The organism is Nocardia sp. JMUB6875 (genome assembly GCF_041154655.1).
GTDB lineage: Bacteria > Actinomycetota > Actinomycetes > Mycobacteriales > Mycobacteriaceae > Nocardia.
Genome location: NZ_BAAFGR010000014.1, coordinates 1 through 15875, shown reverse-complemented (window position 1 = coordinate 15875; position 15875 = coordinate 1). Strand labels below are relative to the sequence as shown.

At 69.2% G+C, this 15875-nt stretch carries 16 protein-coding genes; 8 read left to right on the top strand and 8 right to left on the bottom strand.

The features are described 5' to 3' along the window. Positions 1–10: 10 nt before the first annotated feature. Both ACAM49_RS05775 and ACAM49_RS05770 read right to left on the bottom strand, forming a co-directional pair. Positions 11–781: an SWIM zinc finger family protein gene (locus ACAM49_RS05775; RefSeq protein WP_369634404.1), complete on the bottom strand. Its 771-nt coding sequence runs from the start codon at positions 779–781 to the stop codon at positions 11–13. Further along, on the bottom strand, positions 778–3603 hold the full coding sequence (locus ACAM49_RS05770; protein WP_369634403.1) for a DEAD/DEAH box helicase: 2826 nt from the start codon (positions 3601–3603) through the stop codon (positions 778–780). The genes ACAM49_RS05775 and ACAM49_RS05770 overlap by 4 nt, the downstream gene beginning before the upstream one ends. A 277-nt stretch (positions 3604–3880) precedes the next feature. On the opposite strand from ACAM49_RS05770, the gene ACAM49_RS05765 reads away from it, so the two are divergent. Together ACAM49_RS05765 and ACAM49_RS05760 are read left to right on the top strand one after the other, a co-directional pair. Further along, entirely contained in the window at positions 3881–4243 is a 363-nt protein-coding gene (locus ACAM49_RS05765) for a hypothetical protein (RefSeq protein WP_040805124.1), read from the top strand. 183 nt (positions 4244–4426) lie between these two features. Then, the gene (locus tag ACAM49_RS05760; protein ID WP_369634402.1) at positions 4427–5092 is read left to right on the top strand and encodes an HNH endonuclease family protein; all 666 of its coding nucleotides are present in this window, start codon (positions 4427–4429) and stop codon (positions 5090–5092) included. Here ACAM49_RS05760 and ACAM49_RS05755 read toward each other — a convergent pair. Next, positions 5033–5593, bottom strand: coding sequence for a TetR/AcrR family transcriptional regulator (locus ACAM49_RS05755; RefSeq protein ID WP_369634401.1), 561 nt, complete (start codon positions 5591–5593; stop codon positions 5033–5035). The genes ACAM49_RS05760 and ACAM49_RS05755 overlap by 60 nt on opposite strands. Positions 5594–5704: 111 nt before the next feature. Between ACAM49_RS05755 and ACAM49_RS05750 the strand changes: the two genes are divergently transcribed. Then, complete coding sequence (locus ACAM49_RS05750) at positions 5705–6397, top strand: class I SAM-dependent methyltransferase (RefSeq protein WP_369634400.1); 693 nt, start codon at positions 5705–5707, stop codon at positions 6395–6397. 10 nt (positions 6398–6407) lie between these two features. On the opposite strand, the gene ACAM49_RS05745 is transcribed toward ACAM49_RS05750, so the two are convergent. From ACAM49_RS05745 to ACAM49_RS05735, 3 genes are all read right to left on the bottom strand, one after another. Next, positions 6408–7229: a sulfurtransferase gene (locus ACAM49_RS05745; protein ID WP_369634449.1), complete on the bottom strand. Its 822-nt coding sequence runs from the start codon at positions 7227–7229 to the stop codon at positions 6408–6410. Between the two features lie 63 nt (positions 7230–7292). After that, complete coding sequence (locus tag ACAM49_RS05740) at positions 7293–8501, bottom strand: benzoate/H(+) symporter BenE family transporter (protein ID WP_369634399.1); 1209 nt, start codon at positions 8499–8501, stop codon at positions 7293–7295. Positions 8502–8598: 97 nt separating this feature from the next. Continuing rightward, entirely contained in the window at positions 8599–9123 is a 525-nt protein-coding gene (locus tag ACAM49_RS05735; RefSeq protein WP_369634398.1) for an Lrp/AsnC family transcriptional regulator, read from the bottom strand. 179 nt (positions 9124–9302) lie between these two features. On the opposite strand from ACAM49_RS05735, the gene pdhA reads away from it, so the two are divergent. The 3 genes from pdhA to ACAM49_RS05720 are packed head-to-tail and all read left to right on the top strand — an operon-like array spanning position 9303 to position 12814. Next, complete coding sequence (gene pdhA, locus ACAM49_RS05730; protein WP_369634397.1) at positions 9303–10382, top strand: pyruvate dehydrogenase (acetyl-transferring) E1 component subunit alpha; 1080 nt, start codon at positions 9303–9305, stop codon at positions 10380–10382. Further along, a complete protein-coding gene (locus ACAM49_RS05725) occupies positions 10379–11362 on the top strand; it encodes an alpha-ketoacid dehydrogenase subunit beta (RefSeq protein ID WP_040805121.1) in 984 nt (327 codons plus the stop codon). The genes pdhA and ACAM49_RS05725 overlap by 4 nt, the downstream gene beginning before the upstream one ends. 9 nt (positions 11363–11371) lie before the next feature. Then, the gene (locus ACAM49_RS05720) at positions 11372–12814 is read left to right on the top strand and encodes a dihydrolipoamide acetyltransferase family protein (protein ID WP_369634396.1); all 1443 of its coding nucleotides are present in this window, start codon (positions 11372–11374) and stop codon (positions 12812–12814) included. Here the strand turns inward: ACAM49_RS05720 and ACAM49_RS05715 are convergent, their stop codons facing one another. After that, positions 12815–13258 (bottom strand): acyl-CoA thioesterase, encoded by a 444-nt coding sequence (locus tag ACAM49_RS05715; protein ID WP_369634395.1) that lies wholly within the window; start codon positions 13256–13258, stop codon positions 12815–12817. It abuts the gene before it with no gap. A 42-nt stretch (positions 13259–13300) separates the two neighbouring features. Beyond that, positions 13301–14257, bottom strand: a complete 957-nt coding sequence (locus tag ACAM49_RS05710) for a cupin domain-containing protein (RefSeq protein WP_369634394.1) — start codon at positions 14255–14257, stop codon at positions 13301–13303. A 74-nt stretch (positions 14258–14331) separates the two neighbouring features. Here ACAM49_RS05710 and ACAM49_RS05705 point away from each other — a divergent pair, with 74 nt between their 5' ends. Beyond that, positions 14332–15189 (top strand): NAD(P)H-binding protein, encoded by an 858-nt coding sequence (locus ACAM49_RS05705; RefSeq protein ID WP_369634393.1) that lies wholly within the window; start codon positions 14332–14334, stop codon positions 15187–15189. A gap of 138 nt (positions 15190–15327) precedes the next feature. Beyond that, a partial coding sequence (locus tag ACAM49_RS05700; protein WP_369634392.1) for an MFS transporter occupies positions 15328–15875 on the top strand: 548 nt, incomplete at its 3' end.

The following is a 15875-nucleotide window of genomic DNA, read 5'->3' as shown; positions in this document are numbered from 1 at the left end:
CCTCACCCCGTCAGTTGTCGAGGGAGCGGTAGAGGGCGCGTAGTTGCCGAAGTCCGGCGGCCACCTGCTGCTCGTCCTCGGCGGTCATGCGCAGGGCCTGGCGGAGCAGGACGGCATCGAGATCGTCCGGGGCCGGATGGAAGTCGGGCTTGGGGAGCTTCGGCAGGGCGGTGTCGTTGCCGTAGAGATCTGTGGTGTCCGTCGCTTGGATCTCGCGCTGGACATTGCCGATGAGGTCGTCGATTTCCACGCCGCGCAGCGTCAGCAAATCGTTGGGATGCTCATCGAGGCGTTCGGCGATGACGTAGCAGATGGCGGCCACATGCTTGCACGGCCAGCCGGAATCTGGGCAGCTGCAGGCGAAGTCGAGCTCCGACGCGGTAGTGGGAAGAAGCAGCGGCCCGAGCGTCTGCGGCAGGGTGCCCGCGGCGATCTCGCCGAGCATGCCGGGCGTGGCGCGGACCAGGTCCACCAGCTCGTCGAGGCGGTCGTCGCGCAGCTGGCGCATGGTGAGGACGGAACTGAACGGGCGCGGCTGGCTGCCCTGGACTTCCGCGCTCACCATGCCTGGCTCCAGCCGGTAGTTGACCACCTGCCCGGTGCGGGCGTAAGAGCGGCCACGAGCCAGACGCCCGGCGTCGGCGACGTGCTCGACGGCCTCCAGAAAGGCGCGGCCCCACCAGGTTCGGGCGAACGCGGTGCCGCGGCGGCTGCGTGCGGGAACGCCGCCGCGCACCGGGCGTCGCTTGCCGTACTCGCTGAAGTCGACATAGTCGTTCATTCGCCGACCGCCTCCGATCCGAGCGCGAACAGGGCCCGCAGTTCCTCGTCGCCGAGTTCGGTGATCCAGTTCTCCCCGGTGCCGACGGTCAGATCCGCGAGTTGGCTCTTACCCTTCAGCATGTCGTCCACCCGCTCCTCGATGGTGTCGACGCACACCAGCTTGCGGACCTGGACGTCGCGGCGCTGGCCGATGCGGAAGGCCCGGTCGGTGGCCTGGTTCTCGACCGCCGGATTCCACCAGCGGTCCAGGTGCACAACGTGATTGGCGGCGGTCAGATTGAGCCCCGTGCCACCGGCCTTGAGCGACAACAGCATCAGCGGCGGACCGTCCTCCTCCTGGAACCCGGTGACCATGGCATCACGCCGCTGCTTGCTCACACCGCCGTGCAGGAACGGCACCTCGGTGCCGAAACGCTCGGACAGGTACGGGCCGATCAGATTCCCGAACTCGGCGAACTGGGTGAACAGCAGGGCGCGCTCGCCATCGGCGATGACCGATTCCAGGATGTCTTCCACCAGGCCGAGCTTCCCGGACCGGTGGTGACCACGCCTCAGCACCCCCGACCCGTCATTGAGGAAGTGCGCGGGATGGTTGCACACCTGCTTGAGCCGGGTCAGCGCCGCCAGCACCGCGCCCTTGCGCTCCATGCCCTTGGCGGCCTTCAGCTTGGCCGACATATCGTCCAGCACGGCCTGATACAGCGCCGCCTGCTCCACGGTGAGGTTGGCCCGCACCGTCATCTCGATCTTCTCGGGCAGGTCGCTGATGACGGCGGGATCGGTCTTCACCCGCCGCAGCACGAACGGCGAGGTGATGGCCCGCAGCCGGGTGATCGCGTTCTCGTCGTGCTCGCGTTCGATGGGCACCGCGAAGCGCGAATGGAACTCCGACGCCTTCCCGAGCAGCTTCGGATTGGCGAAATCCAGGATCGACCGCAGCTCCTCCAGCCGGTTCTCCACCGGAGTTCCGGTGAGCGCCAGTCGATGTCGCGCCGGAACCAGCCGCGCCGCCCGGGACTGCCGGGTGGCGGCGTTCTTGATGTGCTGCGCCTCGTCGAGTGCGACCCGCTGCCACTGCTGCCGCTTCAGCTCCTCGACATCGCGGGCCAGCAGGGCGTATGTGGTAATCACCAGATCCGAATCGGCCACCGCCGCATCGAATTTCGCGCCGCTGAGCCGACCGGCTCCGTGGTGCACCAGCACCCGCAGGTCCGGCGCGAAGCGCTCGGTCTCGCGCTGCCAGTTGCCGACCACCGACATCGGGCACACCAGCAAGGTAGGGCCGATGCCATCCGATTCACCTGCGGCAGCTGCTGTTTCACGCTCATGCACCAGCAGCGCCAGCACCTGCACGGTCTTGCCCAGACCCATATCGTCGGCGAGGATCGCGCCGCAGCCCAGCCTGCTCATGGTGGCCAGCCACGCCAGCCCGCGCTGCTGATACGGACGCAGCTGCGCCTTCAACCCAACCGGGTCCGGCACCGGTTCGGTGTGCCGTTCGCCGTCGAAAAGCTCTGCGGCCCAACCGGTCGCGCTGACCTCCTCCAGCGGCACCCCGATCACCGGATGCTGAGACAGCTCCGCGAACAGGCCACCGATGGTGGTCTCGGTCTCGTCGGTGCGCCCCGACACATAGTCGGCCGCGGCCGCCAGCATGCGGTGATCGGCCTGCACCCATTCCCCGCGCAGCCGCACCAGATCCGATTTCGCCTCCACCATGCGCGCCATCTCGGCGGCCGAGAGCACGGTGTCGCCCAGCGCCAGCTCCCACCGGAACGACACCAAACCCTTGAGCCCGACGGCGGTTTCGGTGGCGGCCGGGCTCTCCACCTTCAGCTTCATCGCCGGCGCCGCGACCCGCCAGGCCCGCGGCAGCATGAGCCGCGCCCCGGTCTCGCGCAGCGCGGCGGCGCCGTGCGCGACCAGATCCAGCACCACCTCGGTGGGCAGGAACAGATCCATGCTGCGCGCGTCGCCGGGCAGATCCCGCAGCCGCGGGTACGCCTGCTTGGCGGCCGCCAGCTTCTCCCCCGCGATCCGCATCAACTGCGGATCCCCCGGCAGCAGAACCGGTTGCGGCGCTTCACCTTCCGCGCGCAGGCACACCTCGAGCCGCCACAGCTCGCCCAGATCGTCCCCGTCCGGTTCCAGCAGCCGAAGCACCAGTTCCGGCTCGTCCGCGGTCAGACTGGTGCGCCAGTCCTCCAGCACCGCCGCCACCCGATGCGAGCCCGTCTCCAAAGCCGTGGCTTCGAGCAGCGCAGTAAGCAAGGGATGCGGTACCGGCTCCTCGGCCTGCGCGGGGATCCGCATCCGCGCGATGGGATCGGCCAATTCCGCGATCAGATTCTCGAGCAGCTCGGTCGGCTTCCCCGCCACTTGCAGGGCCGCGGGCATGGCCACCGCCAACTCCGCCAGCCAGGCACGCTGCCGCTGCCCGCCCAGCAGCCGCCACCGCACCCACCACTCGCCGTCATCCCGCGACACCTCGGGCACCATCCGCCCCGCCCGCACCCACCGATCCACCCCGCGCGCCACATGCCCGAGAAACCGCAGATCCCCCGCGACCTGCCGGGCCGGAAGCTCCTGCAACAACACCTTGGCGGCCATCTCGGGAGCCAACGCGTGCGCCCGCACCTGCGTCTTCTCCGGCCTGTCCGGCCCCACCACCATGACCTGGGCTTTGTGCCGCCACTTGGACGCCTGCACTATCGACCCCAACGGGTCCGGCACGCTCAGCGCGTCGATGGCCGCCACGGCATCGGCGGGATCGTGCCAGAGCACCAATCCCGACCCCGAAGACCACAGTCCGTGCAGCATCCGACCATCCAACCAGCCCCCTCCGACAACGCCGGGCTACCCCATTCGGCCGTACGCCCGAAATAGGGCAAATCACCGCCCCTAACGGGTCTTTATTTCTGATCGGATACGGCACATACTGGATAAATCCGCAGGTCACCGTGTAGGTCGGTGTCAGCTGTGTCCAGTGCACAACGTTGTTGTTCCCGGATAGCGGCCTTGCGGGGCGCACCCGACAATCCATCCGCGACTCAATCCGGGGCCGTGGACCTTTCGAGACCGTAGGGAGGCCGTGCAGATGACGATTCTGCTCCAAGTGCTCGAGCAGAGCTTCACGCCCACCACTCCGTGGGAACGGCGGAAATTCACCTTCGTGGACACGACCAAGATCGTGGGGATGCGCCTGGACGGGCAGTCCGGGGTGTGGCTGGATCTTTCCCGGCCCGGCGAGTCGCAGCGCCTCGCCCGCACCGCCGACCCTCGCGATTCCATCAGCTTCCTGCTCACCGTCTTCGCCAAGATCGCCGAATGCGAGGAGCGGGGCGGCTCATGGCTCATCGGACATGACGGCGCGCACGTGGATTCCATTGCGGCCACGCGCTTCCCGCCACAACTCTCGGAGACAGCGGCCGACGACCTGCTCGCACACGCCTGGCTATAGCCAACTTTCGGGACTCTCAGGGGCTTCGCCCCCGAACCCCCTAGAGATTCCCGGGGGCTCCGCCCCCGCACCCCGGTCCCCGGGGGTGCGAAGTTCGTATGACGGCCCGTTCGACCGGGCCGGGGCGATATACGTATTGCCGTGCGGCACAAGGGGGGAAGGCTCCTGCTTCGGCTGCTCGGCGTGGCGATCACTCTGCTCGCGGTCCCGGGGTGCGAATCCATCGGGCAGGTGACACCGGCGCCGGGCAGTCCCACTCGCGCGCAGCTCGAGCAACTGCTATCCGGAATTCGGGTCGTGCCCAAGCGACCTCGGCCCGGCGGTTACGAGCGTGGGTGCGGCAATGGTCAGGCGTGCGTGTTCGGGCCCGCGTGGACCGACGATCATGACGGTCCGGGTGGGCATGACGGGTGCGACAGTCGCAATGCCGTGCTGGCCAGGCAGCTTACGAAGGTGACCTTCCGGCGCGGTGACGAGTGCGTGGTTGTCGCGGGGGTGCTGAACGATACGTACACCGGCCAGCGCATCGCCTTCGAGCGGGGCGAGGCCAAGGCGGTGCAGATCGATCACGTGTATCCGCTGGCGGCCGCGTGGGATCTCGGCGCGTCCGGGTGGCCGGTGGCGCAGCGGGTGCGGTTCGCCAATGACATCGACTACAACCTGCTGGCGGTGGACGGAAAGACCAACGAGGACAAGGGCGATCGCACACCGGGCGATTGGCTGCCGCCCGCGCGGGCCGGTCACTGCTTCTACGCGGGCAAGTACCTGACGGCCGCGAGCCACTACGGCCTACCGGTCACCGCCGCCGACCGCGATGCCCTCCGCCGGGTGGCCCGCGGCTGCCCATAGCCGCGCGAAGTGGCGGTACGCCTGCTCGGCGGTGAGCTCCTGGCGCGGATCCATGACCGATTCCAGCAATCCGTACAGCCCCCAGGACAGAAAAGTGACCGTGGTCGCCGCCTCGGCCGGGTCCAGGCGCGCGGCCAGATGCTCGGTGAGCAGTTCGGCATAGGTCTGCCGGATCGTCCGCAGCACGGTGGCGTTCGACCGCTGCCCCACCAGCGGGCGATAGACCTGCGGATACGCGTCGACCAGGCGGAACAGGATCTCGATCGGCGCGAGCGGCGGCGGGTCGCCGTCGAAGCGGGCCAGCTGCGCCGAAATCTCGCCGCGCACATGCTCGACGCAGCTGACCAGCAACAGATCGTCCTTGTCGCGGTAGTGCGCGTAGAACGTCGAGCGGCCGACATCGGCGCGATCGATGATGTCCTGCACCGTGATCCGCGCGTAGGCGTGCTCCTGCATCAACTCGATGAGCGCGCGGTGCAGGGCCATGCGGGTGCGGCGCACGCGGCGGTCCGAGGGCGTTCCCGGACGGATTCCGTCCGAGTGTCCGGAAACGTACAGATCCCCGGATTGTGGCTCTGGCCTGGCGTTTTCCATGCTTCGATGATGGATCGCATGAACCGGAACAAGCAAGTGTCCACTACCGAATCCCGACCCGTCGGCGCTCTCATCACCTGGCCGCGCCGCTACAACCTGCTCACCGATGTGTATCTGCTGGGCCGCGGCGGCAAGCTGGTCGAGTATTTCGCCACCGCCAGCGGCATCCGCCCCGGCGACCGCGCCATCGACATCGGTTGCGGCCCAGGCAGGCTCGCCAACGCGCTGGCCCGGAAGGCCGGACCTCAGGGCCGGGTGACCGGCGTGGACGCGTCGGGTCCGATGATCGAGTACGCGACCGCGCACGCCGCCCCCACCTGCACCTTCGAGCTGGTGCCGGCGCAATCCATCGCCTACCCGGAGGCGTCCTTCGACGTGGCCACCTCGACCTTCGCCATGCACCACATTCCCGAGTCGGAGCGAAAGACCGCGCTGACCAACGTCTTCCGCATCCTGCGCCCCGGCGGACGGCTGCTGCTGGCCGACACCCATCCCACCCGCGGACTGCGCGGCATGGCCATCAAGGCCATGGCGCGCCTGGCCGCACACCGCGAGGGCAGCACGCAGGGCCACGATCACGACGGCGACGTGCTGGCCACGGTGGATGTGCGCCGCTATCGCGATATATTGACCGAAATCGGTTTCACCACAATCGAATTCCGCGAGGGTCCGTTCGCGACCGGCATTCTCACCGCGGTGAAACCGAACTGAACCGGAATACTCAGGCGGGCTCCGCGCCGGTGGCGGCCGGGCGCTTCGGGTCGTTGGACCACTGCGACCAGGAGCCCGGGTAGAGCGCGGCATCGATGCCCGCCACCGCCAGCGCGGCCACCTGGTGCGCGGCCGTCACACCCGAACCGCAGTACACCGCGACCGGGCCCGAGCCGAATCCCTGGAAGCGCGAACGCAATTCGTCGACCGGCTTGAAATGCCCGGTGGCGGTGAGGTTCTCGGCGGTGGGCGCGCTCACCGCGCCCGGGATGTGGCCCGCGCGCGGATCGATCGGCTCGGTCTCGCCGCGGTAACGTTCGCCCGCGCGAGCGTCCAGCAGCAGGCCCTGCCAGCCGGCCGCGCCATCGGCGTCGACGGTCGGCATATTGCCCGGAGTGAGGACAACGGTGCCCGGCTCCGGGTCCGGCTCGTCACCGGAAACCACCTTGCCCCCGGCCTTTTCCCACGCGGGCAGGCCGCCGTCGAGAATGCGGACATCGGCGACACCGGCCCAGCGCAGCAGCCACCAGGCGCGGGCGGCGGCCATGCCGCCGGTGGCGTCGTAGGCGACGACGGTGTCGCCGTCGGACACGCCCCAGCTGCGCGCGCACTTCTGCAGGTGCGCCAGCTCCGGCAGCGGGTGGCGGCCCTTGGCCGCGGACGGCGGATCGGCGAGTTCGGTCTCCAGGTCCACGAATACGGCCCCGGGAATGTGCCCGTCCAAATAGTGCTGCGGCCCATCGGGATCCCCGAGCGCCCACCGCACATCCAGCAGTCGCACCCGGCTCCCGCCCGCGCCCAGCAGCTCCTGAAGTTCCGCAACCGAGATCAGCACCGCGCTCAAGCCAACTCCTCTTCGCCGATTCACCGCATCATGAAGCCGAACTACCCCACCCTAGCCAGCTTGCGGACGGAGGAACCACCGGACCACCAGACCTGCGGTGAGGGCCCAGAAGGCTGCGCCGATACCGAGCAGGGAGATGCCTGAGGCGGCCACCAGGAAGGTGAGAGCGGCGGCGGAGCGATGAGTGGCGGGAGTGAGCGCAGCGGTCAGAGCACCCGCGAGGGTGGCGATAAGAGCAAGTCCCGCAACGGTTTCCAGCACCCCCTTGGGCGCGGCGGCGACCAGCATGACCAGTGCTCCCGAGGCCAGGGCGAGGATCAAGTACGCAAAACCCGCCGTGCAGGCCGCGATCCAGCGCCGTTTCGGATCCGGGTGCGCGGACGGAGCCGCCGACAGGGCCGCGCTGATGGCGGCCAGATTGATGGCATGCCCGCCCGCGATCGATCCGAGCATGGTGCCGATCCCCGTGACGGTCATGGCCGCCCGCCACGGCACCTGATAGTCGAAGGTCTTCATGACCGCGGTGCCCGGAATGTTCTGCGCCGCCATGGTGACGATGTAGAGCGGGATGGCGACGCCGACAATGGCCTGCCAACTCCAGTGCGGCACAGTCCATTCCACGTTCGGCACCATGGCCGACACGTCGAGATGCCGATGTGTCACCGCGATGTCGATGCCCGCGCCGACGGCCGCTACGGCGAAGGCCGCCAGCACCGACCAGCGCGGGGCGTACCGCTGCAGCACCAGCCAGGTGGCGATGACCGGCACCACCACCGCCGGGCTCACCGGCAGCGCCTTCACCGGCGCGAGGCACATGGGCAGCAGCACCCCGGCCAGCATGGCCTGCGCGATCTCCACCGGAATCGCCGCGATCAGCGCGCCCAGCCGCCGCCAGAATCCGGTCAGCACGATCAGCGCCCCCGCCACCGCGAACGCGCCCACCGCCGCGGGCCACCCGCCGGTGACCGCACCCGTGCTCGCCAGCAGCGCTGCGCCAGGCGTGGACCAGGCCAGTGTGATGGGCATCCGATACCGCCGGCTCAGCACGATCATGCCCACCGCCTGGGTGACGCAGACCGCCAGCAGGCCGGACGCCGCCTGCGCCGAGGTGGCGCCCATGGCGGTCAGACCGGCCAGTACCACCGCGAACGAGCTGGTGAATCCGACCAGGGCGGTGACGATTCCGGCCCCGAGCGGCTGGCCGAGCCCCACCCCGCGCGGGGTCTCGACCTCCGGAGTGACGGCGACGCTGGTGCTCATCGGGTCATCGTCCCGGTCCAGTCACCTCGCGGTCAGCGGCCAATCCCGCGAAACTGGACTGAAATTCGCCCGTCGGAACCGGCCGTCACCGGTCGTGTCAGGCCGGATCCGAATCCGGCAGCGCCCGGGATCCGTTCGCGGCGAGGCGATCCAGCAGCGGCGCGACCCGCGGCCCGACCAGCGACCGCATGATCAGCGCCATATTCGTGCGCTCGACGCCCGGAATCTTCAGGATGCGCCCGGTCAGCCGGTACAGATCGTCGGCGTCGGTGGCGACCACCCGCACGGTCAGATCGGTCGGCCCGGTCATGCCGCACACCTCGGTGACCTCCGGGATCTCGGCCAGTTCGGCAACCACCGGGTCGAGCCGATGCTGGTCCACGACCACCGCCACGAAGGCCGCCAGCGGGTAGCCGAGCGCCCGCGGCGAGACCCGGCGCTCGAAGCTGTCCAGGACCCCGGCAGCCTCCCAGCGAGCCAGTCTGGCCTGCACGGTATTGCGTGAGAGGCCCAGCCGCGCGGCCAGTTCGACACCCGTGGCGCGCGGGTTGGCCACCAGCTCCAGCAACAGCCGGGCATCGGTGGCGTCCAGCGGAGCGGAAATGGGCTCCCTGCTGCTCATGGGGATCAGTATGACACCCACGACCGGCCATCGATCGAGCATTCTGCACAGTTCGGCGCGCCTTACTTGCGCAGATCGCCAGCCGGAGGATGCTGTGTGGTACAGGACACACAACGGTTGCTCGAGGGACACAATCCCGAAGCGATGACGGTGTAACCCGGTGTCAGGAGGCGATATCCATGCCCGAGAAGAACACCTACCCGGTGCAGCTCGTACAGCCCGACGGTGCCCGCGTCCACGATCGCGCGCACGCCCCGCTGGTCGCCGATATCGACGGTGAACGCCTGCGCGCCATGTATTCCGACATGGTGGTGGCCCGCCGCATCGATACCGAGGCCACCGCCCTGCAACGCCAGGGCCAGCTCGGCCTCTGGCCCCCACTGCTCGGCCAGGAGGCCGCCCAGATCGGTTCGGCCCACGCCCTGCATCCAGACGACTACGTTTTCTGCAGCTACCGCGAGGCAGGCGTCGCCCTGTGCCGCGGTGTCGCACCCGAGGATCTGACCCGGCTCTGGCGGGGCGCGGCGCATTCCTGCTGGGACGCCGACGCGGTCAAGATGACCAATCCGGCCATCGTGGTCGGTGCGCAGGGGCTGCATGCCACCGGCTACGCCTACGCGGCGCATCTGGAGGGCTCCGAGATCGCCACCATCGCCTACTTCGGCGACGGCGCGACCAGTCAGGGCGATATCGCCGAGGCGCTCGGTTTCGCGGCCGGCTGGTCCGCGCCCGTAGTGTTCTTCTGCCAGAACAACCAGTGGGCCATCAGCGAACCGGTGCGGGTGCAGAGCGCGACACCCATCGCCCGCCGCGCCCTCGGCTACGGCATCCCCGGCATCCAGGTCGACGGCAATGACGCGCTGGCCGTGCTGGCGGTGACCCGGCAGGCCATCCAGCACGCCCGCTCCGGCGGCGGGCCCAGTTTCATCGAGGCCATCACCTACCGGATGGGGCCGCACACCACCGCCGACGACCCCACCCGCTACCGCACCGACGCGGAGCTGGAGCTGTGGCGGCGCCGCGATCCCATCGACCGATTCCGGCGGCTGCTGGAGCGAGAGAAACTGTGGGACAGCGCCTTCGAAGCCGCGGTGACCGAGCGCGCCGACGATGTCGCCACCCGGCTGCGCGGGGCCACCCTCACCATGCCGGACCCGGATCCCGCCGAGCTGTTCGACCACGTGTACGCCACCCCGCATCGGCTGATCGAGGAGGAACGCCGCGAGTACACCGCCTATCTGGAGGGAGTCGGACAATGAAGACCACCTTCGCGGGAGCCATCAACTTCGGATTGCGCCGGGCACTCGAGGACGACCCCAAGGTCGTGCTCATGGGTGAGGACATCGGCCGCCTGGGCGGGGTCTTCCGGGTCACCGACACGCTGCAGAAGGATTTCGGCAACAACCGCGTCATCGATACTCCGCTGGCCGAATCCGGAATCATCGGAACGGCATTCGGAATGGCATTGCGGGGCCTGCGGCCGGTGTGCGAAATCCAGTTCGACGGATTCGTGTATCCGGCTTTCGACCAGATTGTCTCGCAGGTCGCGAAAATCCACTTCCGCACCCGCGGAAAGGTGGTCGCGCCCATCACCATTCGCATTCCGTTCGGCGGCGGCATCGGCTCGGTGGAGCACCACTCGGAATCGCCGGAGGCGTATTTCGCGCACACGGCGGGACTGCGGGTGGTGTCGCCGAGCAATCCGGCCGACGCGTATCTGATGATCCGCCAGGCCATCGCGCTCGACGATCCGGTCGTCTTCTTCGAGCCGAAACGCCGGTATTGGGACAAGACCGAGGTGGACTTCGAGCGCCTGGACCGGGACGGCGGATTGGCCCTGGACCAGGCCCGGGTGTGCGCGAGCGGGGAGGACGCCACCATCGTCGCCTACGGCGGCACCGTGGCCACCGCGCTCACCGCCGCCGATATCGCGGCGTCGGAAGGACATTCGATCGAGGTGATCGATCTGCGCAGCCTCTCGCCGATCGATTTCGACACCATCGAAACCTCGGTCCGGAAAACCGGGCGGCTCATCGTGGTGCACGAGGCCCCCGTATTCGCCGGGCTGGGAGCGGAAATCGCGGCACGCATCACCGAACGCTGCTTCTACCAATTGGAATCGCCGGTATTGCGCGTCGGTGGCTTCGACATCCCCTACCCCCCGGCTAAACTCGAGCGGCATCACCTGCCCGACCCCGACCGCATTCTCGCCGCGGTCGATCGCACGCTCGCCGCCTGATTTGCCTTGATGCAGGCAGCCCTTTTGCACGGAGGAAGCCCGGTGGAAGATCAGCAGCAGGTCCAGGAATTCCGTTTGCCCGATCTCGGTGAGGGATTGGCGGACGCCGAATTGGTGTCGTGGGCCGTCGCGGTGGGCGACACGGTGGCCCTGAACCAGGTCATCGCCGAGGTCGAGACCGCGAAGGCGCAAGTGGCACTGCCGAGCCCGTACGCGGGCACGGTCCTGGAACTGCTGGCGCAGCCGGGCGACACCGTGCCGGTCGGCGCGCCGCTGATCCGGGTGGGCACCGCAGCTCCCGCCGCCCCGGCCGCGGCCGCCGACGCGGCACCGGCCGAGCGGCAGTCGGTGCTGGTCGGGTACGGCCCCGACAGCGAGCCGGTGTCCCGGCGGGTCCGCACCTCGGCGAAAACGGCTGACGCACCGGCCAATTCCGGCGGCCGCGCCATGGGCTCGGACGGACCGGAGGGCCTGGGCAGTTCCGCCCCCGCCGGGCGGCCCGCCGCCACGCCGGCCGCGCGAAAGCTCGCGCGGGAGATCGGGATCGATCTGTCCGCCGTCATCGGGACCGGGCCGCAGGGCGCGGTCACCGTGGACGATCTGCACGGCATGCGCCCGGAATCCTTTGCCGCCGGGCATATTCCGATCCACACCCCGCCGCCGCCCGCCACCCTGACGGCGCTGCCCACGGCGCATCCCGCGCCGGAGGTGCCGCCCATGCACCCGAGCGGCGGCCGCACCGCCCCGGTCGAACGCGAGACCCGCACGCCCATCACCGGCATTCGCAAGCGCACGGCCGCGGCCATGGTGGCCAGCGCCCAGCACATTCCGCAGGCCAGCACCTTCGTGACCACGGATTTCACGGCGTCCATGGAATTGCTCGAGCATCTGCGGGCCACGCCCAGCTTCACCGGGCTGACCCTGACGCCGCTGTCGCTGGTCGCGCGCGCCACCCTGGCCGCGCTCACCGAGTTCCCGGAGATCAATTCCTGCTGGGACGAGGAGAACCAGCAGATCATCACCAAGCACTACGTGAATCTCGGGTTCGCGGTCGCGACCGAGCGGGGGCTGCTGGTGCCGAATCTCAAAGAGGCGCAGGGGTTCACGCTGCGCGATATCTGCCTGGAGATCGCCGGTGCCGCCGCCAAGGCGCGCGCCGGGACGGCCACGCCCGCCGATCTCACCGGCGGCACCTTCACCCTCACCAATGTGGGCGTGTTCGGTGTGGATGCCGGTGTGCCGCTGGTGAATCCGGGTGAGGGCGCCATCCTGTGCCTGGGCTCGATCCGCAAGCGCCCGTGGGTGCACCGCGACGAGCTGGCCGTGCGGTGGGTGACCACGCTGGGCCTCAGCTTCGACCACCGCATGATCGACGGCGAGCTGGGCTCGCGCTTCCTGGCGAGTGTGGCCGCGCTGCTGGAGGATCCGCTGACCCTGCTGGGCCGGGTCTAGCTAGCCTTCGGCCGCGGCGGTGACGACCAGCGGCTCGGCGGCGGCCCGGATGACGGCCGGGATCGGCACCGGCTTGCGGGTCTCCTCGTCCACGTACACGTGCACGAAGGTGCCGGTGGCGGCCAGTCGCAGGCTGTCGCCGGCGTCGCGGAAGATGGCCAGTTCGTAGCTGATGCTGGAATTGCCCAGCCGCCCGATGCGAATGCCCACCTTCAACTGGTCCGGGAAGCTCAGCGAGTCCAGGAACTTGCAGGAGGTCTCGGCCACGATGCCGATGGCGGGCAGATCCCGGATATCGGTACCGGTGGCGTGAATCAGCCACGCGTTCACGGCGGTATCGAAGTACGAGTAGTAGGTCACGTTGTTGACGTGCCCGTAGTGGTCGTTGTCGGCCCAGCGCGTCGGCACCGGCCAGAGCACCGGGTATCCCGTTTCCTGCGTCACCCCGCGACCATAACCCGACACCGACGCAGGATTACCGACCGGTCAGGCGGAGCGCTCGTCGGGGGTGGCGCGATGGTCCCGGGGGCTGATGCCGTAATGGCGTTTGAAGGCCGTGGACAGGGCGAAGGCGCTGCCGTAACCGACCCGGCGGGCGATCGACTCCAGGGTGGCGTCGGATTCGTGCAGCAGGTCCGCGGCCAGGGCCAGCCGCCAATCGGTGAGGAAGGACATCGGCGGTTCGCCGACCAGTTCGGTGAAGCGGCGGGCCAGCGCGGCCCGGGAGACGCCGACCTCGGCGGCCAGCGAGGCGACCGTCCACGGATGGGCCGGATTGTGCTGCATGAGACGCAGGGCCTTGCCGACCAGCGGGTCACCGTAGGCGTGGTACCAGGCGGGGGCGTCGGCCCGGGAGAACCAGGCGCGCAGGGCGGCGATCAGCAGCAGGTCCAATAGTCGATCCAGCATGGCGCCCTGCGCGGGCAGGTCCTTGGCGGACTCGTCGACCAGCAGATCCAGCACCCGCGCATCGATCTCGCCACGGCCGAGCACCGCGATCGGCGGCAGCGCGCGCAGCAGACGGCGACTGGCCGCCGACTCGTTCTCGTAGGTGCCGGTGACCAGCACGGTCTCGGCGTCGGCGCTGGTGCCCCAGTTGCGCACCCCCAGACTCAGTGCCTCGCACAGCACTTCGCCGTCCCTGGTGGTGGTGATATTGCCCGGTTCGATGAGCACCTGCGGCTCGGTCGCCGGATCGTCGGCCACCGTGTAGTGGTCGGGCCCGCGGAAGATCGCGATATCCCTGGTGCGCAGCTGCCGCGGCGGAGTCGGCTTGCCGCCCTTGGGGTCCGGAACCACCCAGCCGCCGCCGCGCACCACGGCCACCAGCGTCAGCGGGGCCTCGTCCCGGATGCGCAGGGACCAGGGCGGGTCGAACGACGAGCGCATGACGAACGCCGCTCGCGCGCGTGGTCCTTCGAGCAGACTGGCCAACGCATCCATACCGAAGACGATTGCAAATGCCCGAGCGCTTCTCAACCATGTTCCCGTGGGCGGAATCCCGGTGTACTCGATACATGATCATCGAAAACGCTTCCAACAGCGAAAACGCCGTTCTCGTGCTCGGTTCGACCGGAAAGACCGGAGGCCGGGTGGCCGCCCTGCTGAGCGCGCGCGGGGTGCCGGTGCAGGCCGGGTCGCGCTCGGCCGCAATCCCGTTCGACTGGACCGACCGCGGCACCTGGGCCGCCGCGCTGGCCGGTGTCGATGCCGTGTACCTGTCCTATCAGCCCGATCTGGCGGTGCCGGGCGCACCGGCGGACATCAAGGCGTTCAGCGCCGCCGCCCGGGCGGCGGGGGTGCGCAAGATCGTGTTGCTGTCCGGTCGCGGGGAGCCCGAGGCGCTGGAATGCGAAGCGATCGTTCGGGATTCGGGCCTGACCTGGACAATCGTCCGCTGCGCCTGGTTCGCGCAGAACTTCAGCGAGGGCGCGTTCACCGAGTTCATCCAGGCCGGGGAGCTGGCGCTGCCCACCGGGGATACCCCGGAACCGTTCGTGCACGCGGACGATATCGCCGAGGTGGCGGTGGCCGCGCTGCTCGACGACCGGCACGCCGGTGAGATCTACGAACTGACCGGTCCGCGTGCGCTGAGCTTCGCCGACGCGGTGGCCGAGATCGCCGCGGCGGCCGGGCGCGAGATCGCCTTCATCCCGCTCACCCGAACCGATTTCGTGGCCGCGCTGACCTCCTACGGCGTGCCCACCGACGAGGTCAGCCTGCTCGACTACATGTTCGCGACCGTGCTCGACGGGCGCAATTCGCACGTCACCGACGGGGTGCGGCGCGCGCTCGGCCGCGAGGCCCGCGACTTTGCCGAGTATGCGCGTGAGGTGGCGGATTCCGGGGTCTGGGCGGTCGCACCGGTCGCGTAACTTGTCGGTGCCCCCGCCTAAAATGGGAATCAAACAGGTTGTACAGCAAAGAATTCGGATCACAGCCCGAGGCGGCGACGAGGCCGCGAAGGGATGAAAGACGGGGAGTTGCCGGGTGCACCCGGTAGCGTCGTATCGATGGCCGCTACGACGCCCGCTCCCCGGATCCGGAAGGCGCGCCTGGCACTGTTCGCGGTGTTCGGCCTCAACGGGATGCTCTCCGCGGTCTGGATCGTGCACATCCCCGCCGTCACCGCGCGCACCGGTGTCACGCCCACCACCCTGGGCATGCTGATCCTGCTCATGGCGGCCTGCGCCATCACCGGCATGCAGGCCGCCGGACCCCTCGCGGACCGCTTCGGCAGCCGCACCCTCACCGCCGTCGCCGCCACCCTCCTCTCCCTGGCCCTCCTCGGCCCCGCCTACGCCACCTCACCCCTCACCCTCGCTCTGGCCCTGTGCGCCTTCGGTTTCGGCAACGGCGCGATCGACGTCTCCATGAACGCCCAGGCCGTCCACATCGAACGCGAATACCCCCGCCCCATCATGTCCGCCTTCCACGCCTTCTTCTCCTGCGGCGGCTTCCTCGGCTCCGCCTACGGCGCCACCACCCAACACACCCACTGGCCCATCCACCTCACCTTCGCCCTGGCCAGCGCCTTCGGCCTCGCGACAGTGGCCACCGC